Source organism: Kribbella sp. VKM Ac-2566, assembly GCF_004366005.1.
Lineage (GTDB): Bacteria > Actinomycetota > Actinomycetes > Propionibacteriales > Kribbellaceae > Kribbella > Kribbella pratensis.
Genome location: NZ_SODT01000009.1, coordinates 508,715 through 531,837, shown reverse-complemented (window position 1 = coordinate 531,837; position 23,123 = coordinate 508,715). Strand labels below are relative to the sequence as shown.

General features: G+C 67.8%; 21 protein-coding genes. 10 read left to right on the top strand and 11 right to left on the bottom strand.

The genetic code is table 11. The features are described from left to right. Position 1: 1 nt before the first annotated feature. Together treY and glgX are read right to left on the bottom strand one after the other, a co-directional pair. Positions 2-2,398 carry a malto-oligosyltrehalose synthase gene (treY, locus tag EV647_RS14055; RefSeq protein WP_134002825.1) on the bottom strand — a complete coding sequence of 799 codons (2,397 nt, stop codon included), beginning with the start codon at positions 2,396-2,398 and terminating at the stop codon, positions 2-4. Then, positions 2,395-4,512 carry a glycogen debranching protein GlgX gene (gene glgX, locus EV647_RS14050; protein WP_134002823.1) on the bottom strand — a complete coding sequence of 706 codons (2,118 nt, stop codon included), beginning with the start codon at positions 4,510-4,512 and terminating at the stop codon, positions 2,395-2,397. The genes treY and glgX overlap by 4 nt, the downstream gene beginning before the upstream one ends. A 260-nt stretch (positions 4,513-4,772) precedes the next feature. Between glgX and EV647_RS14045 the strand changes: the two genes are divergently transcribed. Together EV647_RS14045 and EV647_RS14040 are read left to right on the top strand one after the other, a co-directional pair. Further along, on the top strand, positions 4,773-5,210 hold the full coding sequence (locus EV647_RS14045; protein ID WP_134002821.1) for a hypothetical protein: 438 nt from the start codon (positions 4,773-4,775) through the stop codon (positions 5,208-5,210). Beyond that, positions 5,207-7,327 carry a bifunctional polysaccharide deacetylase/glycosyltransferase family 2 protein gene (locus tag EV647_RS14040; RefSeq protein WP_238177198.1) on the top strand — a complete coding sequence of 707 codons (2,121 nt, stop codon included), beginning with the start codon at positions 5,207-5,209 and terminating at the stop codon, positions 7,325-7,327. Before EV647_RS14045 ends, EV647_RS14040 begins: the two co-directional genes overlap by 4 nt. On the opposite strand, the gene EV647_RS14035 is transcribed toward EV647_RS14040, so the two are convergent. Beyond that, a complete protein-coding gene (locus EV647_RS14035) occupies positions 7,317-7,979 on the bottom strand; it encodes a TetR/AcrR family transcriptional regulator C-terminal domain-containing protein (RefSeq protein WP_134002819.1) in 663 nt (220 codons plus the stop codon). The genes EV647_RS14040 and EV647_RS14035 overlap by 11 nt on opposite strands. A gap of 67 nt (positions 7,980-8,046) precedes the next feature. Here EV647_RS14035 and EV647_RS14030 point away from each other — a divergent pair, with 67 nt between their 5' ends. From EV647_RS14030 to EV647_RS14015, 4 genes are all read left to right on the top strand, one after another. After that, positions 8,047-8,724, top strand: coding sequence for a DUF4386 domain-containing protein (locus tag EV647_RS14030; protein WP_134002817.1), 678 nt, complete (start codon positions 8,047-8,049; stop codon positions 8,722-8,724). A 3-nt stretch (positions 8,725-8,727) separates the two neighbouring features. Further along, a complete protein-coding gene (locus EV647_RS14025) occupies positions 8,728-9,486 on the top strand; it encodes a trypsin-like serine protease (protein ID WP_134002815.1) in 759 nt (252 codons plus the stop codon). Between the two features lie 114 nt (positions 9,487-9,600). Beyond that, positions 9,601-11,181 (top strand): FAD-dependent oxidoreductase, encoded by a 1,581-nt coding sequence (locus tag EV647_RS14020; RefSeq protein WP_134002814.1) that lies wholly within the window; start codon positions 9,601-9,603, stop codon positions 11,179-11,181. Beyond that, entirely contained in the window at positions 11,178-11,834 is a 657-nt protein-coding gene (locus EV647_RS14015) for a Rid family hydrolase (protein WP_134002812.1), read from the top strand. Before EV647_RS14020 ends, EV647_RS14015 begins: the two co-directional genes overlap by 4 nt. A gap of 40 nt (positions 11,835-11,874) precedes the next feature. On the opposite strand, the gene EV647_RS14010 is transcribed toward EV647_RS14015, so the two are convergent. Beyond that, positions 11,875-12,096: a hypothetical protein gene (locus EV647_RS14010; protein WP_134002810.1), complete on the bottom strand. Its 222-nt coding sequence runs from the start codon at positions 12,094-12,096 to the stop codon at positions 11,875-11,877. A gap of 59 nt (positions 12,097-12,155) precedes the next feature. Between EV647_RS14010 and EV647_RS14005 the strand changes: the two genes are divergently transcribed. Next, the gene (locus EV647_RS14005) at positions 12,156-12,530 is read left to right on the top strand and encodes a cupin domain-containing protein (protein ID WP_134002808.1); all 375 of its coding nucleotides are present in this window, start codon (positions 12,156-12,158) and stop codon (positions 12,528-12,530) included. Here EV647_RS14005 and EV647_RS14000 read toward each other — a convergent pair whose 3' ends face one another. Together EV647_RS14000 and EV647_RS13995 are read right to left on the bottom strand one after the other, a co-directional pair. After that, complete coding sequence (locus EV647_RS14000; RefSeq protein WP_166680321.1) at positions 12,531-12,956, bottom strand: PIN domain-containing protein; 426 nt, start codon at positions 12,954-12,956, stop codon at positions 12,531-12,533. Next, positions 12,953-13,132: a hypothetical protein gene (locus tag EV647_RS13995; protein ID WP_134002804.1), complete on the bottom strand. Its 180-nt coding sequence runs from the start codon at positions 13,130-13,132 to the stop codon at positions 12,953-12,955. Before EV647_RS13995 ends, EV647_RS14000 begins: the two co-directional genes overlap by 4 nt. 127 nt (positions 13,133-13,259) lie before the next feature. Between EV647_RS13995 and EV647_RS13990 the strand changes: the two genes are divergently transcribed. The 3 genes from EV647_RS13990 (at position 13,260) to EV647_RS13980 (ending at position 17,551) form a co-directional block, all read left to right on the top strand. Beyond that, positions 13,260-14,564 carry a transcriptional regulator gene (locus EV647_RS13990; RefSeq protein WP_134002802.1) on the top strand — a complete coding sequence of 435 codons (1,305 nt, stop codon included), beginning with the start codon at positions 13,260-13,262 and terminating at the stop codon, positions 14,562-14,564. A 69-nt stretch (positions 14,565-14,633) separates the two neighbouring features. Then, positions 14,634-16,400 carry a hypothetical protein gene (locus EV647_RS13985; protein ID WP_134002800.1) on the top strand — a complete coding sequence of 589 codons (1,767 nt, stop codon included), beginning with the start codon at positions 14,634-14,636 and terminating at the stop codon, positions 16,398-16,400. Next, positions 16,397-17,551: a DegT/DnrJ/EryC1/StrS aminotransferase family protein gene (locus tag EV647_RS13980; RefSeq protein ID WP_238177197.1), complete on the top strand. Its 1,155-nt coding sequence runs from the start codon at positions 16,397-16,399 to the stop codon at positions 17,549-17,551. Before EV647_RS13985 ends, EV647_RS13980 begins: the two co-directional genes overlap by 4 nt. Before the next feature lie 59 nt (positions 17,552-17,610). Here EV647_RS13980 and EV647_RS13975 read toward each other — a convergent pair whose 3' ends face one another. Genes EV647_RS13975 through EV647_RS13955 form a run of 5 tightly spaced genes read right to left on the bottom strand, consistent with a single transcriptional unit; the run spans position 17,611 to position 23,045 of the window. Continuing rightward, positions 17,611-18,396 (bottom strand): ABC transporter ATP-binding protein, encoded by a 786-nt coding sequence (locus EV647_RS13975; RefSeq protein WP_134002796.1) that lies wholly within the window; start codon positions 18,394-18,396, stop codon positions 17,611-17,613. Next, positions 18,389-19,366, bottom strand: a complete 978-nt coding sequence (locus EV647_RS13970; RefSeq protein ID WP_134002794.1) for an ABC transporter ATP-binding protein — start codon at positions 19,364-19,366, stop codon at positions 18,389-18,391. Before EV647_RS13970 ends, EV647_RS13975 begins: the two co-directional genes overlap by 8 nt. Continuing rightward, positions 19,363-20,292: an ABC transporter permease gene (locus tag EV647_RS13965; RefSeq protein ID WP_238177196.1), complete on the bottom strand. Its 930-nt coding sequence runs from the start codon at positions 20,290-20,292 to the stop codon at positions 19,363-19,365. Before EV647_RS13965 ends, EV647_RS13970 begins: the two co-directional genes overlap by 4 nt. Next, the gene (locus tag EV647_RS13960) at positions 20,279-21,256 is read right to left on the bottom strand and encodes an ABC transporter permease (protein ID WP_238175457.1); all 978 of its coding nucleotides are present in this window, start codon (positions 21,254-21,256) and stop codon (positions 20,279-20,281) included. The genes EV647_RS13965 and EV647_RS13960 overlap by 14 nt, the downstream gene beginning before the upstream one ends. Position 21,257: 1 nt before the next feature. Next, the gene (locus EV647_RS13955) at positions 21,258-23,045 is read right to left on the bottom strand and encodes a peptide ABC transporter substrate-binding protein (RefSeq protein WP_134002792.1); all 1,788 of its coding nucleotides are present in this window, start codon (positions 23,043-23,045) and stop codon (positions 21,258-21,260) included. Positions 23,046-23,123: the final 78 nt, after the last annotated feature.

Here is a 23,123-nt window from a genome sequence, read left to right as displayed (position 1 = left end):
GTCAGCTCCTGACCAGCAAGGCGACCGGGAGGTCGGTCAGCAGGTCGACGATCCGGGCTGCGCCGCTGCCGACGTCGCGTCCGGTCAGCACGTTCTTCCATTGGCCACTCGGCAGCACGACCGTGCTCTCCCCCCAGCCGCCCAGACGCTGCAACGCGGCCGGCAGCCGGGTCGCAACGGTGATCACCGCGTCTCCACGGGCGAACGCAACCGCATGTCCGTTTGACGTCGGGAGCGGCGTGTAGCTACCAGCAAAGGCCTCCGGGTACTGCCGGCGGAGGCGGAGCGCCCGCGACGTGACGAGCAGCTTCTCGTCGGACAGGTCCTCCGGCTTGCCGCCGTCGTCCAGACGCTGCAGCCGACTGATGCGCTGCTCGTAGTCCACGGGACGACGGTTGTCAGGGTCTACGAGGGACAGGTCGACCAGCTCGGTGCCCTGATACACGTCCGGTACGCCGGGCATCGTCAGCTGCACCAGCTTCTGTCCGAGCGTGGCTGCGCGCACGTAGTCGGTTTGCTCGTCAGCAAAGCGACGTACCGCGTCGAGCACGGTGTCGTCGCGCAGGACTGCTCTTGCGAAGGTTGCGACGGTCTGCTCGTACTCGTCGTCCGGGGAGGTCCAGCTGGTGTGCCTCTTGGCCTCGCGGATCGCCTTGAGGAGGTAGGCCTGTAGACGGTCCTCAGCGAGCGGTCCGTCGTGCCAGGTGCCGAAGAGCGTCTGCCAGAACAAGTACTCCGTGCTGCCGTCCAGCAGCGGACTCCGGTGGTCATCCGCGAGCCTGCGCCATTCACGCACCGCCTCCGACCAGGCGGCCGGCTGCTCGGACAGTACGCCGAGACGCGCACGGACGTCCTCTGAGCGTTTGGTGTCGTGAGTGGACAGCGTGGTCATCGTCTTGGGCCAGTGCTGGTTCAGCTGGGAGGCGTACGCGTGGAACTCCTCGGGCGTGACACCGAAGTGCTCCGGGTCCCCACCGACCTCGTTGAGCGACGTGAGCCGCAGCCATCGGTAGAACGCGGTGTCCTCGACGCCTTTGGCCATCACCGGCCCACAGGTCTGCTGGAAGCGCACGATCAGCTCGGCCCGCGCTTCCTCGTCGATCGCGTTCGTCTCACGTCCGAGCAGGAGGTGCAGCACTACGTCGAGCGTCGCCTGCCGGTCCTCGTCGAGATTGGCCCGTGCCTTCTCGGCCGCACGCTCCATCGCAGCAACGGCGGCAGCAGGCGCTTCTTCACCCGGTACGACGTACGCGCGGTAGACGTCGAACTGGACCAGCAACTCGGCCACGACCTCATGGAACGCCCGCCTGGTGTGGTCACGCAGTCGTACGTCGTCCTGGCAGATGCGGGCCAGCAACTCAACCAGCCGATGCACCTCGGCGTACTGCCCGTGCTGGACGATCTCGCGCTTCGCCTCCTCCACCACGGGCCCGAAGTCGGCCGGTGCGCCGGTGAGCTCCGAGTGCAGTGCTGCAAGCGGTGCAGCACCGGCCGGGTCCACGAACAGGCCGCCGACGCGCAGCAGGGCGTCGTACCCGGTGGTGCCGGCGCAGGGCCAGTCGCGTGGGAGCTGCTCGTCGCCTTCCAGGATCTTCTCCACCACGACCCAGGCGCCGCCGGTGCGCTCGGCCAGTCGACGCAGGTAGCCGCGTGGGTCCGCCAGGCCGTCGGGGTGGTCGATCCGGAAGCCGTTGAGCTTGCCCTCGTGCAGCAACGCGAGCAGCAGCTGATGCGTCGCGTCGAAGACCTCCTGCGTCTCCTGACGTACTGCGGCGAGCGTGTCGACGTCGAAGAACCGCCTGTAGTTCAGCTCCTCGTCAGCGACCCGCCAGTGTGCGAGGCGGTACCACTGCTCGGTGACGAGCTCCTGGATCGGCAGGTGCTCGGTCCCCGGCCGCAGCGGGTACTCGTGCTCGTAGTACCGCAGTACGTCGCCGTCGATCGACAACTCTCCGTCCGCCAGCACCTTGCCGATCCGCTGCCCCAGCACCGCCATCAGCAACGGCTGGTTCCCCGCGCCCCAGTCGACGTCGAACCAGTCCGCGTACTGCGAACCAGGCCCGAGCCGCAACACCGACCACAGCGCCTTGTTCAAGCTCTCCGGCGTCGGTACGGCGACATGGTTCGGTACGACGTCCGCGATGGCGCCCATGCGGTACTCGGTGAGCTGCGCGGACAGGCGGTCGAACGCCGGCCGGCCGCCCATCGGTTCGGACAGCCGGCTGTGGTCCACCACGTCGTACCCGTGGGTGGAACCGGGTGCGGCCTGGAGGATCGGGGAGAGGTACGCGTGGGAGATCCCGAGGCCGGCCAGGTACGGGACCACCGCGGCCGCGGCGTCGAAGCCGAACTCGGCGCGGAGCTGGAACCGGTAGGTGGCCTGCGGGACCCCCGTCATCCGGCGGCCTGCCTCGGGCGGGTCAGGACCAGCGTGCTGTGGGCCTCCAGCTGGACCGTGGTGCCGGCGGCGTGTGGCTCGTCGGTCCCGGCGCCGGTAGCACTCGTCGTGTCGACGACGACCGTCCAGTTCTCGCCGTACTCCTCGGGTGGGAGGAGGAAGTCGACCGGTTCGTAGTTGCTGTTCAGCAGGATCAGGAACGAGTCGTCGACCACCGGCTCGCCGCGGAGGTCCGGCTCGGAGATCGCGTCGCCGTTCAGGAAGACCGCGATCGCCCGGGCGTCGTTCTGCTGCCAGTCGCCGTTCTGCATCTCGGCGCCCTTCGGCGCGAACCAGACCAGGTCCCCGAGTCCGTCGATCCCGGTGTCGCCGTGGAAGAAGCGGCGACGGCGCAGCACCGGGTGGTTGTTGCGGAGGCGGACGACGGCCCGGGTGAACTCGAGCAGGTGCTTCTGCGGCTCGCCGAGCCCCCAGTCCACCCAGGCGATCTCGTTGTCCTGGCAATAGACGTTGTTGTTGCCGCTCTGCGTCCGGCCCAGCTCGTCGCCGTGCGCGATCATCGGCACTCCCTGCGAGATCAGCAGCGTGGTGAGGAAGTTGCGCTGCTGCCTCGCGCGCAGTCGCAGTACCTCGGGGTCGTCCGTCGCGCCCTCGACACCGCAGTTCCAGGAGCGGTTGTGGCTCTCGCCGTCCTTGCCGCCCTCACCGTTCGCCGCGTTGTGCTTCTCGTTGTAGGACACGAGGTCGCGCAGCGTGAAGCCGTCGTGAGCGGTGACGAAGTTGATGCTGGCCAGCGGCCGGCGACTGTCGTCCTGGTACAGGTCCGACGAGCCGGTCAGCCGGGAGGCGAACTCGGCCAAGGTGTACTGCTCGCCCCGCCAGAAGTCGCGCACGGTGTCGCGGTACTTACCGTTCCACTCCGTCCACAGCGGCGGGAAGTTGCCCACCTGGTAGCCGCCGTCGCCCACGTCCCACGGCTCGGCGATCAGCTTCACCTGGCTCACCACCGGGTCCTGCTGGACCAGGTCGAAGAACGCCGACAGCCGGTCGACCTCGTGGAACTGGCGGGCCAGCGTGGCCGCGAGGTCGAAGCGGAAGCCGTCGACGTGCATCTCGGTGACCCAGTAGCGCAGCGAGTCCATGATCAGCTGCAGCACGTGCGGGTGCCGCATCAGCAGGCTGTTACCGGTACCCGTGGTGTCGTAGTAGTGCGTCTTGTCCTGGTCGACCAGCCGGTAGTACGCCGCGTTGTCGATGCCCTTGAACGACAGCGTCGGACCGAACTCGTTCCCCTCGGCGGTGTGGTTGTAGACGACATCGAGGATCACCTCGATGTCCGCCTCGTGCAGCGCCTTCACCATCGCCTTGAACTCGGTCACCTGCTGGCCGCGGGTGCCGGTCGACGAGTAGGCGTTGTGCGGCGCGAAGAAGCCGATCGTGTTGTAGCCCCAGTAGTTCGACAGGCCGAGCTCCTGCAGGTGGCCGTCCTGGGCGAACTGATGCACCGGCATCAGCTCGATCGCGGACACCCCGAGCTCCTTGAGGTGCTCGATGACGGCCGGGTGGCCGATCCCGGCGTACGTGCCGCGGATGTTCTCCGGCAGGCCCGGATGCGTCTTGGTGAGGCCCTTGACGTGCGCCTCGTAGATCACCGTCTCGTGGTACGCGTGGCCCGGCGGGCGGTCGTTGCCCCAGTCGAAGAACGGGTTGGTCACCACCGAGAGCATGGTGTGCTCACGGTTGTCCATGGTGTTCAGCTCGTCCGGCTTCGCGAACCGGTAGCTGAACAGCGACTCGTCACCGTCGAGCTGCCCGTCGACAGCCTTCGCGTACGGGTCCAGCAGCAGCTTGGACGGGTTGCACCGGTGGCCTTCGGACGGGTTGTACGGCCCGTGCACCCGGAAGCCGTAGCGCTGTCCCGGCTGCACTCCGGGGAGGTAGGCGTGGTGCACGAACCCGTCCACCTCGGTCAGCTGCACCAGCTGCTCGGATCCGTCGTCGCCGATCAGCGACAGGTCCACTCGATCGGCAACCTCCGAGAACACCGCGAAGTTCGTCCCGGCGCCGTCGTACGTGGCGCCGAGAGGGTAAGGACGACCAGGCCATTTCTGCACCTGACGACAGTAGCCACCCCGACCCCCGGTCACCGAACCCCCGGGTGTTTCGGTCTCGAGAATTCACCGGGCAAGGGCTTGCAGCTTGTTGCAAGACTTGGAACGTCCCAATTTCCGCTCGATTCGACTAAGCTCTCGCCCTTGTGAAACCGCATTCCCCCCGGCGGCCGGTCTTCCTCGACGCGACCGGGCGTCGCCGTCGCACCATCCGCAGAACTGGCGCCTTCCTCGCCGTACCTACCGTCGGTTACCTGGTGCTCATGGTCAGTAGCCTTCTCGGCGGGCCGCGGATGGACACCCCGCTCATTCCGCTCCCGGAAGCGGCCAAGCCCAAGCACCGGCCGACCGCTCCGCCGGCCGAAATCGCGATCGAAACAGTGCGGCCCACGACCGGGGACACCTCCGGTACGCCGGGTGACGGGCCGAGCGAGACCTCCACGCCGCAGACTCCGTCGACGACCCCCACCGGCGTACCGACCTCAGGTCCGACGACCGTCCCGACCACTGTCCCGCCGGTGACTCCGGTGCCGCCGCCGACCGTCGTACCGACGACTGCTCCGACGACCACGACCACGCCGCCGGGCCGGACGAACTCGCCGACGACCGCCACACCTACTCCGACGGCGACGACCACCACGACACGCGGCAACAAGCCGACCACGCCGCCCGGTAAGACCAAGACGCCGACGACGCCGTGAGCAGACCTGTCGCGCGGCGGGCCAAGCCGGTCCCGCTCCGCACGCATTGGGTCGTGCTGACCATGTTGCTGGTCTGCCTGGCCAGCATGCTGTTGCTGAACGGCTACACGCACCACATGCTCGGTACGTTGTCCGAGGGCGCGGTCCAGCAGACCGGTAGCTACGGAACGGTACCGCGGCAGATCCTCACCGGCGGACCGGTCATCGACGCCGGCGAGGGCACTCCCCGGTCCGCGTCACCGAAGGCCCGCACCATCGCGCTCACGTTCGACGACGGCCCGGACCCGGTCTGGACGCCCAAGATCCTGGACCTGCTGCGGCAGCAGCACGTGCACGCGACCTTCTTCGTCATCGGCACCGAGGTCGCCGCGCACCCGGAGCTGGCCCGGCGGATCCTTGCCGAAGGGCACCAGATCGCCCTGCACACCTTCACCCACGCGAACCTGTCGACCGCGGCCTCCTGGCGCCGTGCGCTCGAGTTCCGGCAGAGCCAGCTCATCCTCGCCGGAGCGACAGGTACCAGTACGACGCTCTTCCGGCCGCCCTATTCGTCCGAACCGAGCGCATTGAACGACCGCGACTGGGCAAGCCTCCAGGAGATCCGGAAGGCCGGCTACCTCAGCGTGCTGAGCACGCAGGACAGCGAGGACTGGCGTAAGCCCGGGACCGAACAGGTCATCGCCAACTCGATGCCGCGCAGCACGGCCGGACAGGTGCTGCTGATGCACGACGCGGGAGGCGACCGCAGCGAGACCGTCGAGGCACTGAGCAAATTGCTCCCCCGGCTGAAGGCACGTGGCTTCCGGTTCGCAACGGTCAGCGAAGCGGTCGGTCTGCCGGACCCCACCCGTAAAGCGAGTGTGCTGGACCGCGGCCGCGGTCTCGCGGTGATGTGGGCGATGCGGATCAGCGACGCCGTACTGACCCTGATCGGCTGGCTGCTGTACGCCGCCGGCGCGCTGAGCGTGCTGCGCGCGATCACCACGGTCATCGCGGCCCGACGGCACGTGAAGATGCGAGGCTGGTCGTACGGCCCCCCGGTGACGGAACCGGTCAGCGTCATCGTTCCGGCGTACAACGAAAGCGCAGGCATCGAGGCCGCGATCCGCTCGCTGGTCGCCTCGGACCACCCGCTGGAGGTGATCGTCGTCGACGACGGGTCGACGGACGGTACGGCGGACCTGGTCGAAGCACTGCAGATCCCTGGGGTCCGGGTGATCCGGCAGGCCAACTCGGGCAAGCCGATCGCGCTGAACACCGGGCTGCAAGCGGCCCGGTTCGAGCTGATCGTGATGGTCGACGGCGACACCGTGTTCGAGCCGGACGCCGTCCGCAAGCTCATCCAGCCGTTCGGGCACCCGTCCGTCGGGGCGGTGTCGGGCAACGCCAAGGTGGGCAACCGGCGCGGTCTGCTCGGCCGCTGGCAGCACATCGAGTACGTGATCGGGTTCAACCTGGACCGCCGGTTGTTCGACCTCGCCGAGTGCATGCCCACCGTGCCCGGTGCCGTCGGCGCGTTCCGTCGTACGGCGCTGGAGCGGATCGGCGGACTGAGTGACGTGACGCTGGCCGAGGACACCGACCTGACGATGGCGCTGTGCCGGGACGGGTGGCGGGTGGTCTACGAGGAGAGTGCGGTGGCGTGGACCGAGGCGCCGGCGTCGCTGGGCGCACTGTGGCGGCAGCGGTACCGCTGGTGCTACGGGACGCTCCAGGCGATGTGGAAACACCGCGGGGCGATGGTGCAGGGCGGTCGGGCCGGGAAGTTCGGCCGTCGCGGTCTGACGTACCTCATGCTCTTCCAGGTGCTGCTGCCGCTGCTGGCACCTGTAGTGGACGTGTTCGCGATCTACGGCCTGGTGTTCCTCAACCCGGTCCGCGTGCTGTCGGTCTGGGTCGCCTTCGTCGTACTGCAGTTGCTCATGGGCTTCTACGCATTCCGGCTGGACGGGGAGCGAGCCGGACCGCTGTGGACGCTGCCGTTGCAGCAGTTCGTCTACCGGCAGCTGATGTACCTGGTGGTCATCCAGTCGGTCTTCACCGCACTGGCCGGCACCCGGCTCCGCTGGCAACGCATGGAGCGCTACGGCAGTCTGCAGGCGCCAGTCAGCCCTTGATGCCATCCAGGATCCGGCGCAGACCCCACAGGTACTGCTCGGTGGTGATGAAGCGCGCCATCGTCGGCCCTGCCGCGGCTGACCGTGGGAAGACCTCAGCCGGGATCTGGTCGTACGTCGCACGCCGCCGGGCCACGCGTGCGTCCTCGGGCGGTAGCGGTCCGGGATCGGTCTCGTCCGCTACCTCGAGGGCGATCGACCCGAGGACGTAGACGATCAGCAGGTACGTCGACCGCGCGGCGTCGGCCGTGTCGAGGCCGGCGTCGATGAGCAGACCGAGCAGACGCTCGTTCAGCGCCGTCGTCCGCGGGCCGTCCATCGGACCGCTCATCAGGAGCGCGCCGGCACCCGGATGCGCGACCAGGTTCGCGCGAAGGTCGAGCGCGAGCGCCTCGATCCGCTCCCGCCACGGTCGGCTCTCGTCCGCGAATCCGCCGGTGTCGGCGTCGCCGAGCAGCCTCTCGATCAGCGCGGCGATCACCGCGGACTTGTCCGGGAAATAGGTGTAGACGGCGTTCGGCGCCACTCCGACCTTCGCCGCGATCCCGCGGATCGACGCCTGCCCGCCCTCGTCCAGCAGCTGGAGCGCGGCATCCAGCAGCTCGTCCTCGGTCAGGGTTCGTCGCGGCCCGGGCCGCCCTCGCGTAGCCATCTCTGGACAGCGTACAGAATTACGCGCACACTATCTCTGTACACCGTACAATTTATTTGGGGGAATCATGCGCCGTACCACTGGAATCCTGTTCGTCGTCGCCGCGCTGAGCTTCGCCGCCGCCGCGTCCGTGCTGTCCGCAACCTTCGACTGGCCGGACATCCTGCGGGAGCCGGCCGGCAAGGTGCTGACCGAGTACGTCGAGGGCGGCTCCGGACTGACCTGGACCTGGTTCGCGACCGCCTGGACGTACGGGCTGCTCGCGATCCCGATCCTGATGTTGCCGCGGGCAATCAATCAGCCGTTGCGTGTTGCGACTGCGCTCGGCGCCACGTCGGTCCTGCTGTCGCTGATCGGCTTCCTGCGCTGGGTTTTCGTCGTACCGCCTTTGGCTCGCGCATATGCGGACGGGGACCCGACGGCAGTCATGGCTTGGACAGCACAACATCAATTCGGCGGCGCGCTGCTCGGTGAGCACCTGGGACAGTTGCTCGCGATCGCATGGAGCGCGCTGGTGAGTGTCGCCATACTGCGGACGCGTGCACTGCCGCGGTGGATCGGGTGGATGGGGCTCGCGGCGAGCGTGCTGTATTTCGCCAACCAGGGCGACATCCTGGCGACCGCGTTCCCCGGGTTCCCGGTGTGGGACGCGGCCGGACTGCTCGGGAGTACGGCGTGGGGGCTGTGGACGATCGCGCTCGGTGTGGGACTTTACTTGGAGCGATCGTTGTCTCACGTGGAGTAGTGAATGCTGAAGCGGGCTGTATTTCTTGTTGGGGTTCTGCTGGTTGTCACGGCGGGCGCGAAGCCGGTGGTCGTTGGAGGGACGGTCGCGAGCACGACCGAGGCGCCCTGGGCGATCGCGTTGAACAACACGCAGTCCATGTCCTCGAGCGGCCGGTACTGCGGAGCTGCCTTGGTGGCACCCGACAAGATCGTGACGGCCGCACACTGCATGGACGAGCCGGTGTCGACGTACTACGCGGTGCAGGGGCGGGCGGACCTCGCGGACGACTCGGTCGGCCGGGTGTCGGCGATCAGCAAAGCGTGGGTCCACTCCGGCTACAACACGAAAGACCACCGGTACGACGTTGCGGTGCTGACGTTGGCGAAGCCGTTCATCGGCGTCCCGGTACTGCCTCTGGAGACTCGGGCACGAGCCGACCGGGCAGGCGCCGTACCGACTGTGTACGGCTGGGGTGACACGCAGGACACCGGGCCGGACGAGACCCTGCAGAAGGCCGCCGTACCGGACCTCGGGGACAAGGCCTGCCTGGCAGTCAAGAGTTACGTCTCCAACGGGTACGCCGCCGCCACCAACGTCTGCGCCGGCTACCTCGCGGGCGGGACCGACGCCTGCCAGGGCGACTCCGGCGGTCCGCTCGTCCTGAACGGTCGACTGCTCGGTGTCGTCTCCTGGGGCCAGGGCTGCGCCCAACCCGGCAAGCCCGGCGTCTACACGGAGATCGCGGGCGCGGCGAAGGCGATGCTCCAACAGGTTCGTTAAGCCGAAACATACCTGTCAGTACGAGCGTCTATACGTTACGGTCCTGTCACGCTCCGAAAACACCATGTCCTTACCTTTCTGGTCAGCTACCCAGTTGCTCAGTGAGGAGAAGGCATGGCGCAGACCAGACGTCAATTCCTGCAGCAGGTCGGAATCACCGGTGGTGCGGGGGTGCTCTACTCCACCATGTCGGCGCTCGGCCTCACGGGCGTCGCCGAGACTCCTGCGTACGCCGCCCCGTCGCGGGCCGATCTCAACGGCCGAGGCGCCAAGCACGTCGTCATCCTCGGCGCCGGGATCGCCGGACTCACCTCGGCGTACGAACTCCTGAAGGCCGGCTACCAGGTCACGCTGCTCGAGGCCCGGCAACGCCCGGGCGGCCGCAACTGGACCGTACGCGGCGGCACCGTCGAGACGGACCTGGCCGGCAACACCCAGCGCGCGACCTTCTCACCCGGTCAGTACATGAACGCCGGTCCGGCGCGGCTGCCGCAGCACCACGTGACGCTCGACTACTGCCGCGAGCTCGGCGTCGCGATCGAGCCGTTCGTCAACCAGAACGCGGACGCGTACCTCTACCGTGAAGGCACCACCAGCCTGTCGAACAAGCCGATCCGGCACCGCACCGCCAAGGCGGACGTGTACGGCTACGTCGCCGAGCTGCTCGCCACGGCCGCCGATCAGGGCGCACTCGACGCCATGCTGACCGCGACCGACAAGGAGGCGCTGATCGGGTTCCTCAGCAGCTTCGGCTCGATCGGGAACAAGGCCTCCGGGTTCGCGTACACCGGGACCGACGGCCGCCGCGGGTACACGGTCGAGCCGGGCGCCGGGATGGAGGCCGGTACGACGGCCGCGCCGTACGCACTGAGCGACGTCTTCGCCAGCGGTGTCGGCAACTACTTCTCGTTCGAGTTCGGCTGGGACCAGGCGGTGATGATGTTCCAGCCGGTCGGCGGGATGGACCGGATCCCGTACGCGTTCGAGCGGGCCGTCGGCAAGGACAAGATCCGGTACGGCGCCGAGGTGACGGGGATGACCAACACCGGCAACGGTGTCCAGGTCACCTACAAGACCGGATCGCGGACCAAGATGATCACCGCGGACTACGCGATCTGCACGCTGCCACCGCACCTGGCCGCGAAGGTCCCGTCGAACCTGCCGGCGCCGATCGTCGAGGCACTCAAGTACGCCCGGCCGACGAACGCGGGCAAGATCGGTATCGAGTACGGCCGCCGCTGGTGGGAGGAGGACCACCGGATCTACGGAGGTATCACCAACAGCAGCCTCGACACCGTGAACACCTGGTACCCGTCGTACGGCTTCCACGGCGACCGCGGCACGGTGATCGGCTACTACAACACCGGCGCGAACGCCAACGCGTACGGCGCTCTGACGCCGGCGGCCCGGCTGGAGCGCGCGCTGATGCAAGGCACCAAGATGCACGGTGACGTCTACTCGAAGGACGTGAAGGCGTCGTTCTCGGTCAACTGGATGGGCACCAAGTACTCCGAGGCTTCCTGGGTCAGTTGGCCGTCACAGACCGACGGGATCTACGCCCGGCTGCTCGAGGCCACCGGCAACATCTACTTCGCGGGCGACCACCTGTCCCACGCCATCGCCTGGCAGCACGGTGCGATGGTGTCCGCCCGCGCGGCCGTGACCGCCCTGCACAGTCGGGTGGCGAGCCGATGAAGCGCACCTCTCTGATCGCGGGTTCCGTCGCGTTGGTCGTGTCGTTCACAGCAGGCGCCGGTACGGCGGCCGGCTGGTGGGACCGGCCGAAGCCGCCGAAACCCGGCACCGTCGTACCCGCCCTGCCCGCCGGGCAGTCCAACCCGATGATCGCGACCGGTGTCGGCATAGGCGCCAACACGCCGGTCTACAAGACGAGTGGGATCGGGCCGTCGGCGCTCAACACGGGCGCTCCGGCCGGGTCCGAGGCGTCGTACATCGACACCGCGATCTTCCCGGGCGGGACGTTGCCCGCTGGCGTCACCATCACCGAAGCCCAAGGGATCAACGTACTCCGGCGGATCGGCGAGAACCTCGCGGCCGCGGGGCTGTCCTACGCCGACGTCTACACGATGCGGGTCTTCCTGCAGAACCCCGCCGGCGCGACAGTCGCCGACTTCGCCGGGTGGAACCGCGCATACCGCCAGTACTTCGCGAACACGGACCTCACCACCGGCGCCTACGTCCCCGTCCCCCTCGGTACGGCGGCACCCGCAAAACCGTTCGTGGTCAACAAGGCCCGCCCGTCGCGCTTCGCCCTGGAGATCGAGAACCTCCCGGTCGGCGGCTGGCTCGTCGAGGTAGAAGTCGACGCGGCCTACCCGACACGCTGACCACTCCGAATGCCCCGGCGATCCAGCCGGGGCATTCCGGTTACAGCACCGCGCCGCGTGGCGCGACCTCGACGGCGGCGACTCCGCGGGAGTACAGCACCATGTCCCGATCGCCGTGTCTGCACCTCAGCAGTCCGCCATCACTCGCGAGTGCTGTGACGGCATGCTGGACAGTCACGTCGTCCGCCGCGCCGGGCTCGTCGTAGGTGACATCCAGTTGGTCGCCACTGATCAGCCGGACCCGCAACACAATCCTCGCCATAGCCGAACCATACGCGCCGCCCGATAGCCGGGCAGCTCGCGCGGCGGCAGACTGGTGTCATGACTGAGCCGGTCCGTGTGATCAAAGCTGGTGACCTGGTCGCCGCCGACCCGACGGCCGGCATGCTCCGGATGCGAGCCTTCGAGCTCCCGATCCTGTGGGCCGGCCAGGTCATCACGCAGCCCGGTGCGATCTCCGGCTGGCACCACCACGACCGGAACGAGAGCAGCCTCTACATCGTGTCAGGCGTACTGCGCCTCGAGTTCGAGGGCACCGACGAGTACCTCGACGCGGTCGCCGGCGACTTCGTACACGTACCGTCCTTCACCGTCCACCGCGAGAGCAACCCCACCACCGACCCGTCCCTGGCCATCATCGCCCGAGCCGGCGGCGGAATCCCCACCGTCAACGTCGACCCACCGGACCCGCGGTGATCAGGTGGGCGAGAGCTCGGTAAGAAGTTCGAGTCCAGGGCACTCGACATAGATGGCATCGTGAGCGACAAGCGGCAAGTGCCACCGGAGCGCGGTCGCCGCGATCCACAGATCACCCTGATGTTGCTTCTGATGTAGCGGATGCCCCGAATGCCTGCATTCCGCCCGCAACCGCGCGTACACCCAGGTCGTCTCGTTGTCGGCAGGAAGCACCGCACTCCGATGGATCAGACGCTCCAGGTTGTCCAGTCGCTTGTCACCCCACCCCGCGACGACCGCGCCGTACCGAGCCTCTGCCACCGTTTGGTGTGCAATGGCGATCCGCCGACCGAAGACGTGCTTCCCGTACAGCGGCACGAGCGTTGAGCGCGGCTTCAGCCAAGCGGTGAATACGTTCGTGTCGAGCAGGACGGTCCCAACCGTCACTCGTGGATCGCCCGGACGAACCGGTCCCAATCATCTTCAGCAAGATCGGGGATCTCGAACGACTCGTCCTCGCGGAGCGGCTCGGTACCGCGCAGAAGCTCCTCGAGATCCTGCCGTTGCCAATAGGACGCGTCGGCACGGTCCAGAGCGTCAGGCGCTGATGTTGGCTCAGACATCACCGACCACCTCCTTCCTCCCCAGACTACCGCAAACCGATCGACGCCCTGAGGCGAACTGAGCTGGCTGGGGACGGTTAATCTGGCTGGGTGTTGGTCCTTATCGCGGGCGGGTGGCGGCGCTGACATGGCGACCCACGAACAGGTGACGGTTGGTGTTGTTGGCGCGGAGCAGATTGTGCGGCGGATCATCAATCTGGCGCGCGAGTTGGACAATCCCGGTCTGCGGCTGGTCACCGCCCAGTACGCCGACGAGCACGACGCGCATGAGCAGGCAGCCCGGATCGCCTCCCGTGTCGACTCCTTCCTGTTCGCGGGACCGCTGCCGTACGACGTGGCGGTCGCGGGCGGGCTGCCGGTGCCGGCGACGTACGTGCCGAGCGGCGGGCCGGCGTTGTTCTCGACCCTGCTTCGCGGCGTGCTCGAGAAGGTCTTCGATCCGGCCCGGATCAGCGTCGACACGATGTCGCGGCGCGATCTCACGCATGTCTACGAAGAGATCGGCCTGAGTGCGTCCGGCGTACGGCTGAAGGAATACACCGGTCCCGAGTCGGCCGAGACGTTCCTCGACTTCCACCGCACGCTGCACGAGCGCGGGCGGACCACCGGGGCGGTGACGACCGTGCCTACCGTCGATGTGGCGCTGCGCAAGGCCGGCGTACCGACCCTGCGGATGACGCCGTCGTCGATGACGATCCGGCAGGCCCTGACGACGGCGATCCTGATGGGCAGTGGCGCCAAGCTCGAGGAGTCCCGGATCGTCACGATGATCGTCCGGGTCCCCGCCGCCTCGCTGCCGGCGCATGCGAGCGCCAGCGCGTACTGGTACCAGGAGTTGCGGCTGTCGCTGCACCGCGAGTTGCTGCGCGACGCGCGGCCGATGGACGCGGCGGTGGTGCCGCGTGACGAGCACAGCTTCCTGATCGTCACGACGATGGGCTCGTTGCGGCTGGCAACCGACAACCTGTCGATGGCGCCGTTCCTGGACCGGATCTCCGAGGAGCTGGGGATCCGGCTCGAGGTCGGCATCGGACTCGGTACGTCGACCCGCGAGGCGGAGGTGAACGCGCAATCCGCGGTGGACAAGGCGGCGGGTGGCGGGACCGCGTTCGTGGTCGGGCCGCACGGTTTCGTCCTGCAGGTTCCTGGAGAACGTACGCGTGCTGCCGAGCGGCCGGTGCCGGGCGACTCGCGCGCGCTGCAGATCCTGGCCACGCTGGCCGAGCAGCTGGAGAACGCGAACGACACCGAGCGGGTCGTCGACGCGGAGAAGGTCGCCGAACTCCTCGGCGTCACCCTGCGAACTGCCCGCCGGACACTGAGCACGCTCGTCGACGAGGGGCTGGCCTGGCCGATGCCGCCACCCCGCTCGAGCAAGCTCGGCCGGCCACCACGCCCGTACCAACTGCTGGTGGAGAAGATTCCGCGCTAGTTATTACGGTCGTCCATAACAGCTATTTAGGCCTTGCCGAAGAAGGACGCCTGGGGCAGGGTTGGTCGCGTGCCAGAACCCCTTCACGCAGTCGCAGTGGTGGACAGCCGGGCGGCGACCGAGCGGGCCCACCAGGCGGGTCAGGACGCCTGGTGGGTCTATCTGGCCGAGGTGCTCGGGCACCTGCGGCTGCCGTACCGCTCGATCTCCCCTCGCGAAGCGGACAACGACGTCTCGGTGTTGGTCTTCGCGACCACCCCGGAGACCAGGCCGAACGACGGTCTCGAGCAGTGGGTGCGCGACGGCGGTGTGCTGATCCTCGTCGGTGACCCCGGTCCGCTGGCCGCGCTCGCGGGTGTCTCGGCGGGCGCCAGCGTCCCGGGCGGCCACGTCGTACTGTCCGAAACCCCTGTTTGGTCATCCCGCCCACCGGTCGCACTCCACGCCGTCGGCGGTCGTCGACTCACTGGCCAGGATGTCGAGGTGCTCGCCCGCTGGCAGGACGATGACACGGCCGCGGTCACCCTCCGCCGGCTCGACGCGGGTGTCGTGCTGACGTACGGCGTCGACCTGTGGCAGACCATCGTCCGGATCCAGCAGGGGTACGCCGTCACCGCCGACGGTGCACCGGCCGCCGACGGCACCGCGCCGATCGACGACGGCATCCTCAAGTGCGAGGACGGGATGGTGCTCAGCTTCGAGCGGGACCGGGCGATGCCGCCGGGTGAGCCGGAGTTGCTCCCGACGTACGAGCACACTTATCCGCCGCCGAGCGCCGTACCAATGTTCGACCAGCCGCACGCCGACTGGTGGTGCTTGTTGTTCGCGCAGAGTCTGTGGTGGGGCACTTCACAGGCCGGCGCGGCAGTGCCGTGGCTCTGGTACTGGCCGGCCGGCGTCGACGCCGTCGCGCACATGTCGCACGACTCCGACCAGAACGTCGAGGAACACGGCCAGGCGGCAATCGACGCGTTCGCCGAGGCGGATGTTCAGGTGACGTGGTGCCACGTGTTTCCGGGCGGATACTCGCCCGAGCTGTACGAGGCGATCACCGCGGCTGGGCACGAGAACGCCCTGCATTACAACGCGATGGGCGACGCGGATCTCGCGGTCTGGGGCTGGCCGCAGATGCGGGCGCAGTACGCGTGGGCGCAAGCCGTGACCGGAACCGAGCAGATCGTCTCGAACAAGAATCACTTCACCCGCTGGGAGGGATGGACTGAGTTCTACACCTGGTGCGAACGACTCGGCATCCAGATCGACGAGTCGCGCGGGCCCAGTAAACAAGGTGATGTGGGGTTCACGTTCGGCACCGCGCACGTTTCGTTCCCGATGACACCGGTTGCTGAAGGCAACCGGATGTACGACGTACTCAACCTGCCGCTGCACACCCAGGATCTCGCGTGGGCTGGGCACGCTTCTGTCCGGGATGTGATCCTGGACGGCGCTCAGTCGGTGCACGGCGTTGCACACTTCCTGTTCCACGGGCCGCATCTGCACCTGCGGCCACCTACTCGAGCGGCGTGTATCGAGCTCGCTGCGGAGGCCCGTCGGCGCGGGATGCCGTGGTGGACGGCAACCCGGATCAACAGCTGGGAGCGCAGCCGGCGTGGAGTCGAGCTGTCGGTCGAGCCGCATCCGGACGGTCTCGCCGTACGGGCTGAGGCTTCGGAGCCGGTGCCTGGCGCTGCGGTGTTGCTCGCCGTACCGAGCACTGGCCCCATTGTGAAGGAGGGTAAGGGTTCGGCCCAGACGGTGGTACGGCTCGGCCGGACCTTCGTCGAACTGACCGCGGATATCGTTGCTGGAGACAACAGATGGGTGATCACACCATGACGTCTGGGATGTCCGGGATGCCGGAGTGGCCGGAGTACGGCGACGAAGAGGCGAAGGCCCTGCTGGACGTGCTGAACTCGGGGAAGTGGGGTAGCACGAGCGGGGATGTCGTTGCTACCTTCCAGCAGGAGTTCGCGGAGTACCAGCAGGCAGGGCATGCGATCTGCCTCGCCAACGGGACGCTCGCCATCGCGGTGGCCTTGCGAGCGGCCGGCGTCGGCATTGGTGACGAGGTGATCGTGCCGCCGTACACCTTTATCGCAACCGCTTCGGCGGCGCTGTTCGTTGGTGCGGTCCCGGTTTTTGCGGACGTGAACGCGGACACTCATCTCCTCGATCCGGTCGCGGCCGAGGCTGCGATCACCGAGCGGACGAAGGCGATCGTTGTCGTCCATCTCGCGGGTCGGCCGGCGGACATGGACGCCTTCAACGCGCTCGGCGCCAAGCACGGGCTGACGATCATCGAGGATGCGGCTCAGGCGCACGGGGCGGCGTACAAGGGGCGGCCGGTCGGCGCGATCGGGGACCTCGGCACGTTCAGCTTTCAGAGCAGCAAGAACATCACGGCCGGCGAGGGCGGCGCCGTACTTACTGACTCCTCGGAGTTGGCAGGCGCCGTGTACTCGCTGGTGAACGTCGGGCGGGTGCCGGGCGGCGGCTGGTACCAGCACGAGGCGGTTGGGTACAACCTGCGACTGACCGAGTTCCAGGCGGCGATCCTGCGCGTCCAGCTTCGGCGTCACCCACGGCTGCAGGAGGTGCGCGAACGCAACGCGCGACTCCTCACGGACCTGCTCTCCGACGTTGACGGCATACAGCTCGCCCCGGACGACCCGGCGATCACAGCACACGGCCGGCACCTGTTCATGCTCCGAATCCCCGGCCGACGCGACGCCGCACTACAGTCCCTCGCCGCCGCAGGAATCACCCGAGCGTCCAGCGGCTACGTCCCCCTGCACCGCAACACCGCCGTACTCCGAGAATCCAAAGCCATCACGACCCGCCTGGGCCAACCCTACCCAGAGGCCGACTGCCCGAACGCCGACAAAGTCTCCACCGACACCATCTGGCTCCCCCAGCCCTACCTACTAGGCACAGAACCCCAAACTCGAACCATCGCAACCACCCTCACCAATGCCGTAGCTAGCTAGCACCGTCACTTGGGGAGGGTTTCCTACCCAAAACGGGCAGAAACCCTCCCCAACCCCGGCTACAGAGCTGAGTCTTGGCGGATGGGGAGTACGGCGGACAGGAGTTGCTTGGTGTAGTCGTCTTGGGGGGAGCGGAACAGGGCCTCGGTGGTGCTCTCCTCGACCAGGCGGCCCTTGTTCATGACTGCTACGCGGTCGGCCAGGCGTTCTACTACGGCGAGGTTGTGGGAGATGAACAGGAACGACAGGCCGAGGCGGTCGCGGAGGTCGGTGAAGAGTTCGAGGATCTGGGCCTGGATCGAGACGTCGAGGGACGACGTCGGCTCGTCGCAGACCAGGAGGTCGGGCTCGAGGGCCAGCGCGCGGGCGATCGCGATGCGCTGCTGCTGACCGCCGGAGAACTGCCGAGGGTACAGCTCCGCGTGCCCGGTGTTGATGCCGACCAGCTCGAGCAGTTCAAGGGCCTTGGTACGCCGGGACTCCTTGTCGCCCCGTTCGTGCAGGCGCAGCGGCTCCATCACGTTGCCGATGGCACTGAAATGCGGTAGCAGCGAACCGTACGGGTTCTGGAAGACCATCTGCATCCGCGGCCGCAACATCCGCAACTCGCGGGCCGGGAGCGTGCCGAGATCGCGACCGTCGAATGAGACCCGGCCCGACGTCGGGGTCTGCAGGCCCATCATCAACCGCGCCATCGTGGACTTGCCGCTTCCGCTTTCCCCCACCAGGCCGAGCGTCTCGCCGCGATGCACAGTCAGCGAGACGTCGTCGACAGCGCGGACCTCTCCGGCACGGGTCCGGAAGACCTTGGTCACCGACTCGGCACGAACCAGTTCGTCAGGCATCGACGGCCACCTTCCAGCACGCGGCGTCCCGACCGGGACCGATCGTCAGGATCTCCTGCTCCGTCGCACACCTGGGCAGCTCGGCCTGCGCGCACCGCGGATGGAACGGACAGCCCTCGGGGCGATGCGACAGATCCGGCGGGCTACCCGGAATCGGCCGCAACGGCAGGTCCCGGCCACCGACCTCGACACCTGATCCGAGCAGGCCAACGCTGTACGGGTGGCGCGGGTCGTCGAGCAGCCGGCCCATCGGCGCCCGCTCGACCACGCGACCGGCGTACATCACCACCGCGTCGTCGCAGAAGTAGCGGGCGACACCGAGGTCGTGGGTGATCATGATGACGCCGGTGCCGCGATTCTTCAGCTCCGCCAGCAGATCGAGGATCTGCCGTTGCACGGTGACGTCGACGGCGGTGGTCGGCTCGTCGGCGATCAGCAGCGCCGGCTCGGTCACCATCGCCATCGCGATCATCGCGCGCTGCCGCATCCCGCCGGACAACTGGAACGGGTACGTGCGGATCCGCTTCTCCGGATCGGGAATCCCGACATCGCCGAGCGCGCGAACCGCGCGTTTGCGCGCTTCGGCCTTGTTGCAGATCCCGTGCCAGAGCAGGTGTTCGGTGAGCTGGCGCTCCAGGGTCAGCGTCGGGTTCATCGCCTCCATCGCGCTCTGGAAGACCATCGCGATCTCGCGACCACGGACCTTGCGCAACTCCTTGTCGCCGATAGCCAGCAGGTCCCGGCCGCCGAACAGCGCCTGACCGCCGGTGATCCGCGCGGTCCGCGGCAGGATCCCCATCACGCTGCGCATGGTGACGCTCTTGCCGCTACCGCTCTCGCCGACGATCGCCAGGGCCTGCCCACGTCGTACGTCGAACGACACCCCGTCGACCGCCGTCAACGGCTCGGCGCCGTCGCGCCGGAACGTCGTCCGCAGCTCGCGGACGGACAGCAACGCGCCTTCACTCATCGCTGCTCTCCACTCGGGTCGAAAGCATCCCGTACGCCGTCACCGATCCAGGTGAACGCCAGCAGGGTAAGGGCGAACAGCACCGCCGGCGCGACCAGCATGTGCGGCGCCGCCAGGAGGTACCGGCTGCCCTCGCTGATCATCGCGCCCCAGGACGGAGTCGGTGGCTGTACGCCGAGCCCTAGCAGCGCCAGCCCTGCCTCGGCGGCGATCGCGGCCGGGATCGCGAAGCTGGTGGTGACCAGGATCGGCCCGATCGCGTTCGGCAGGATGTACCGGATCGCGATCGTGCTGCCCTTGGCGCCCATCGACCGGGCCGCCTCGACGTACTCGCGCTCCTTCAGCGTCATCACCTGCGCCCGGACCAGCCGCGCCTGGGTGACCCAGGACGCGATCCCGATCGCGACCACCAGCGCGAAGATGCTGCGGCCGAGAACGGTGACCATCACGACCGCGAACAGGTAGCTGGGGAACGCGTACATCACGTCGGTGAATGCCATCAGCAACGACTCGACCCGGCCGCCGAGGTAGCCCGCGAGCAGCCCGATCGCCAAGGCCAGCACGAGCGCCGTCAGCTCGGCGCCGAATGCCACGGTCAGCGCGGTCTGCAGGCCGTAGATCAGCCGGCTGAGAATGTCCCGCCCGAGCAGGTCCGTGCCGAGCAGATGCCCCGGGGCACCAGGTCCCGCCAGCTTGTGCTGGATGTCGGTTTCCTCATACCCGTAAGGCGCGATCAGCGGCGCCGCGATCGCGGTGAGGATCAGCAACGCGCAGAAGATCAGGCTGCCGAAAGCCAACCGGTGCTTGCGAAACCGGGACCAGGCCCGCGACCAGGGGCCGCGCGCGGTGGTACCGCGCTCCATCGGCTCCGGTTCGCCGGTACTCAGGCTGCCGACCACGGCCTCGACGCCCTCAGTGGCCGTCATGGGACCCACCTCCCACGGTACGGATTCGGGGATCGAGGAGCCCGTAGATCAGGTCCACGACCAGGTTGGTCACCATCAGGATCAGCGCGAAGAACATCGCCGTACCCATCAGCAACGGCATGTCCCGGCTGGCCGCCGCGTTCGCGAAGTACAGGCCGAGACCGGGAATCCGGAGCAGTGCCTCGACGAACACCGTGCCGGTCATCAGTGCCGCCAGCAGCGGGCCGGCCACGGTGACGAGCGGGATCAGCGAGTTGCGCAGCGCGTGCCGGATGATGACCGTCCGCCGCGGACCGCCCTTGGCCAGCGCGGCGGTCACGTACTCCTCGCGGAGGGTCTCCAGCATGCTCGACCGCACGTACCGCGCCAGCACCGCGGCCGGCCCGAGGCTGAGCGCGAGCACCGGCAGGATCAGGTCCTCCGGGCCGTTCCAGCCGCCGGACGGCAGCAACTTCAGGGTCGCGGAGAACAGCAGGATCATGAACGCCGCGGTCAGGTAACTGGGCAAGGCGTGCCCGAGGGTGACCGCGAACATCGTCGCGTGGTCGGTCTTGGTGTTCTGCCGCAACGCCGCGAACACCCCGATCGGTACGGCGATCAGTAGCGCGAGCAGGACCGCTAGCAGCGCTAGCGTCGCCGACACCGGGAACGCCTCCGCGATGATGTCCTGGACGTTGCGGCTGGCGTACTTGTACGACGGCCCGAAGTCCCAGACGACCGCGCCCTTCATGAAGATCAGGTACTGCTTCCAGACCGGTACGTCGGCGCCGTACCGGGACTCGAGCTCGCCGACCATCGACTCGGTGCCGACGCCGCCGAAGTTCGTGGCGCCGCTGTTCACCCGCTGCAGATCGGCGAAGTTGCCGGGCGCGAGCTGCAGCAGAGTGAACGTCAGCATCGAGACTGCGATCAACGACAGGACCAGGCGCACCGCGCGCTTGCCGAGGTAACCGGCGAGCCCCACGTCAGCTCCCTACGCTCAGCGGCTTGAGGTAGAAGTAGTCCGGATAGGCCCGCAGTTGCAGCCCCTTCACCTTCGGCTTGACCGCGTGGAACAGACTCAGCCAGAGCACCGGCAGGTACAGGTACTGCTCCTCGCGCAGCTTCGCGGCCTGCTTGTACAACTCCATCCGCTTCGCGTCGTCCGGCTCGGTGTTGGCCTGGTCGACCAGCGCACCGATCTCCAGCGCGGGTTTCGAGGCGTGGCCCGCGAGGATGGCGTCGAGCTGGGCGGTCTTGTCCGCCGGCTTGAGGTTCTTGTTTTCTTGCACGGACTGGTACTTCTGCCACTGGTCGCCCGGCAGGCTGATCTCCTGCACGTTCTTCGGCGACCACAGCGAACCGACCATCGTCGGCCACGTCGGCAGCCCGGCGAACGTGCCGTAGTAGAAGCCGATGTAGTTGCCTTTCTGAACCTGCCAGCGCCGCTCGGTGTACACGCCGGACTCGACGTGGTCGACACTCGCCTTGATGCCGAGCTGCTTGGTCCAGCTGTCCACCATCGCGTCGGCCAGCGTGGTGTCCGGTACGCCGACGAGGATCCGCACCGGCGGCAGGCCCTGGCCGTTCGGATAGCCCGCCTCGGCGAGCAGGCGCTTCGCCTCGGCGACGTCCTCCTTGATCCCGAGGCTTTCGTCCCAGCCCCCGGTCCGGCTGGTCACCAGCGAGACTCCCGGCTCCTGACCCGGCTGCACGCCCGCCAGGGTCTTGCGGTCGAGCGCCAGCGACAACGCCTTGCGGACCCGGACGTCCTCCATCGCTGGGTGCTGGCTACGCAGCTTCGCGAGGTAGAGGATGCTGTAGTTCTCGGTCTGCTCGAGCTCCTTCGACAGGTTCGCGTCCTTCTGGAACCGCAGTACGTCGGGTCCGGCCAGCTGCACCAGATCGGTCTCGCCGTTCTCGTACGCCACGGTCGCCGTCGCGGCGGCGCTGGGCTCGACCAGGTTGACCTGGATCCGCCCGAGCTTGACGTTGCCGCGGTCCCAGTACTTCTCGTTCGGCACCAGGATCAGCTTCGAGTTCTGGACCCACTCGATCACTGTGTACGGCCCGTTGGACACGTAGTTCGGCGGGTTCTGCCAGTCCTTCGGCTTGCTCTCGACCAGGTCCATCGGCAGCGGCAGCATCGCCGGGTGGGTCAGCGCGAGCAGGAAGTCCGGGTTGGGGTTGGACAGGGTCAGTACGAGCTCGTGGTCCCCGGTCGCCTTCACGCCGACCTTCGACCAGTCGGTCAGTACGCCGGCCAGGAAGTCCTTGCCGCCCTTGATCCCGGTCGAGACCTGGTAGCTGTTCGCGCCGAGCGTCGTACCACCGGCCGACGTCGCCGCGGGCGTGAACAGCCGCTTGTAGGTCCGCTCGAAGTCCTGTGCGACAACGGGCTTGCCGTCGGACCACTGCGCGTTGTCGCGCAACGTGAACGTGTAGGTCAGGTGGTCGTCGGAGACCTTCCACTCGGAAGCGACGGCCGGCAGCACGCCGTCGCCCTTCTCGTTCTGGGTCACCAGGCCCTCGGAGATCCCCCGGCTGAGGATCCACATGCCGTTGGTGATCACCTGCGGGTCCAGGACCTCGACCGGTACGTAGTCGATCTTCAGCGTCGACTGACCGTCGGCCGCCTTGCTGTCGTCACCGAACAGACCGCACCCGGTCAGCGACCAGCTGCCGCCGATCGCGGCCAGGGTCAGACCGGACAATCGCAGGAAGTCACGCCGGGTCTGACCGGCCAGGGGAACCGAGCTCGCGCGCTTCGCCATTGAGTGCCGCCTTTCTGGCGTCCTGAACTCGACTTATGGCGCGACCGTAGGGCCGTACGAGCGTCGATGTCAACGCTT

Excerpts from the sequence above, each read along its gene's own strand:
- EV647_RS13970 (WP_134002794.1), bottom strand. The coding sequence starts at position 19,366 with ATGAGTGAAGGCGCGTTGCTGTCCGTCCGCGAGCTGCGGACGACGTTC.
- EV647_RS14020 (WP_134002814.1), top strand. The coding sequence starts at position 9,601 with ATGGCGCAGACCAGACGTCAATTCCTGCAGCAGGTCGGAATCACCGGT.
- EV647_RS14005 (WP_134002808.1), top strand. The coding sequence starts at position 12,156 with ATGACTGAGCCGGTCCGTGTGATCAAAGCTGGTGACCTGGTCGCCGCC.
- EV647_RS13990 (WP_134002802.1), top strand. The coding sequence starts at position 13,260 with ATGGCGACCCACGAACAGGTGACGGTTGGTGTTGTTGGCGCGGAGCAG.
- treY (WP_134002825.1), bottom strand. The coding sequence starts at position 2,398 with ATGACGGGGGTCCCGCAGGCCACCTACCGGTTCCAGCTCCGCGCCGAG.
- EV647_RS13980 (WP_238177197.1), top strand. The coding sequence starts at position 16,397 with ATGACGTCTGGGATGTCCGGGATGCCGGAGTGGCCGGAGTACGGCGAC.
- EV647_RS14015 (WP_134002812.1), top strand. The coding sequence starts at position 11,178 with ATGAAGCGCACCTCTCTGATCGCGGGTTCCGTCGCGTTGGTCGTGTCG.
- EV647_RS13965 (WP_238177196.1), bottom strand. The coding sequence starts at position 20,292 with ATGACGGCCACTGAGGGCGTCGAGGCCGTGGTCGGCAGCCTGAGTACC.
- EV647_RS14025 (WP_134002815.1), top strand. The coding sequence starts at position 8,728 with ATGCTGAAGCGGGCTGTATTTCTTGTTGGGGTTCTGCTGGTTGTCACG.
- EV647_RS14035 (WP_134002819.1), bottom strand. The coding sequence starts at position 7,979 with ATGGCTACGCGAGGGCGGCCCGGGCCGCGACGAACCCTGACCGAGGAC.
- EV647_RS14045 (WP_134002821.1), top strand. The coding sequence starts at position 4,773 with ATGGTCAGTAGCCTTCTCGGCGGGCCGCGGATGGACACCCCGCTCATT.
- EV647_RS13955 (WP_134002792.1), bottom strand. The coding sequence starts at position 23,045 with ATGGCGAAGCGCGCGAGCTCGGTTCCCCTGGCCGGTCAGACCCGGCGT.
- EV647_RS14010 (WP_134002810.1), bottom strand. The coding sequence starts at position 12,096 with ATGGCGAGGATTGTGTTGCGGGTCCGGCTGATCAGTGGCGACCAACTG.
- EV647_RS14030 (WP_134002817.1), top strand. The coding sequence starts at position 8,047 with ATGCGCCGTACCACTGGAATCCTGTTCGTCGTCGCCGCGCTGAGCTTC.
- EV647_RS13995 (WP_134002804.1), bottom strand. The coding sequence starts at position 13,132 with ATGTCTGAGCCAACATCAGCGCCTGACGCTCTGGACCGTGCCGACGCG.
- EV647_RS13975 (WP_134002796.1), bottom strand. The coding sequence starts at position 18,396 with ATGCCTGACGAACTGGTTCGTGCCGAGTCGGTGACCAAGGTCTTCCGG.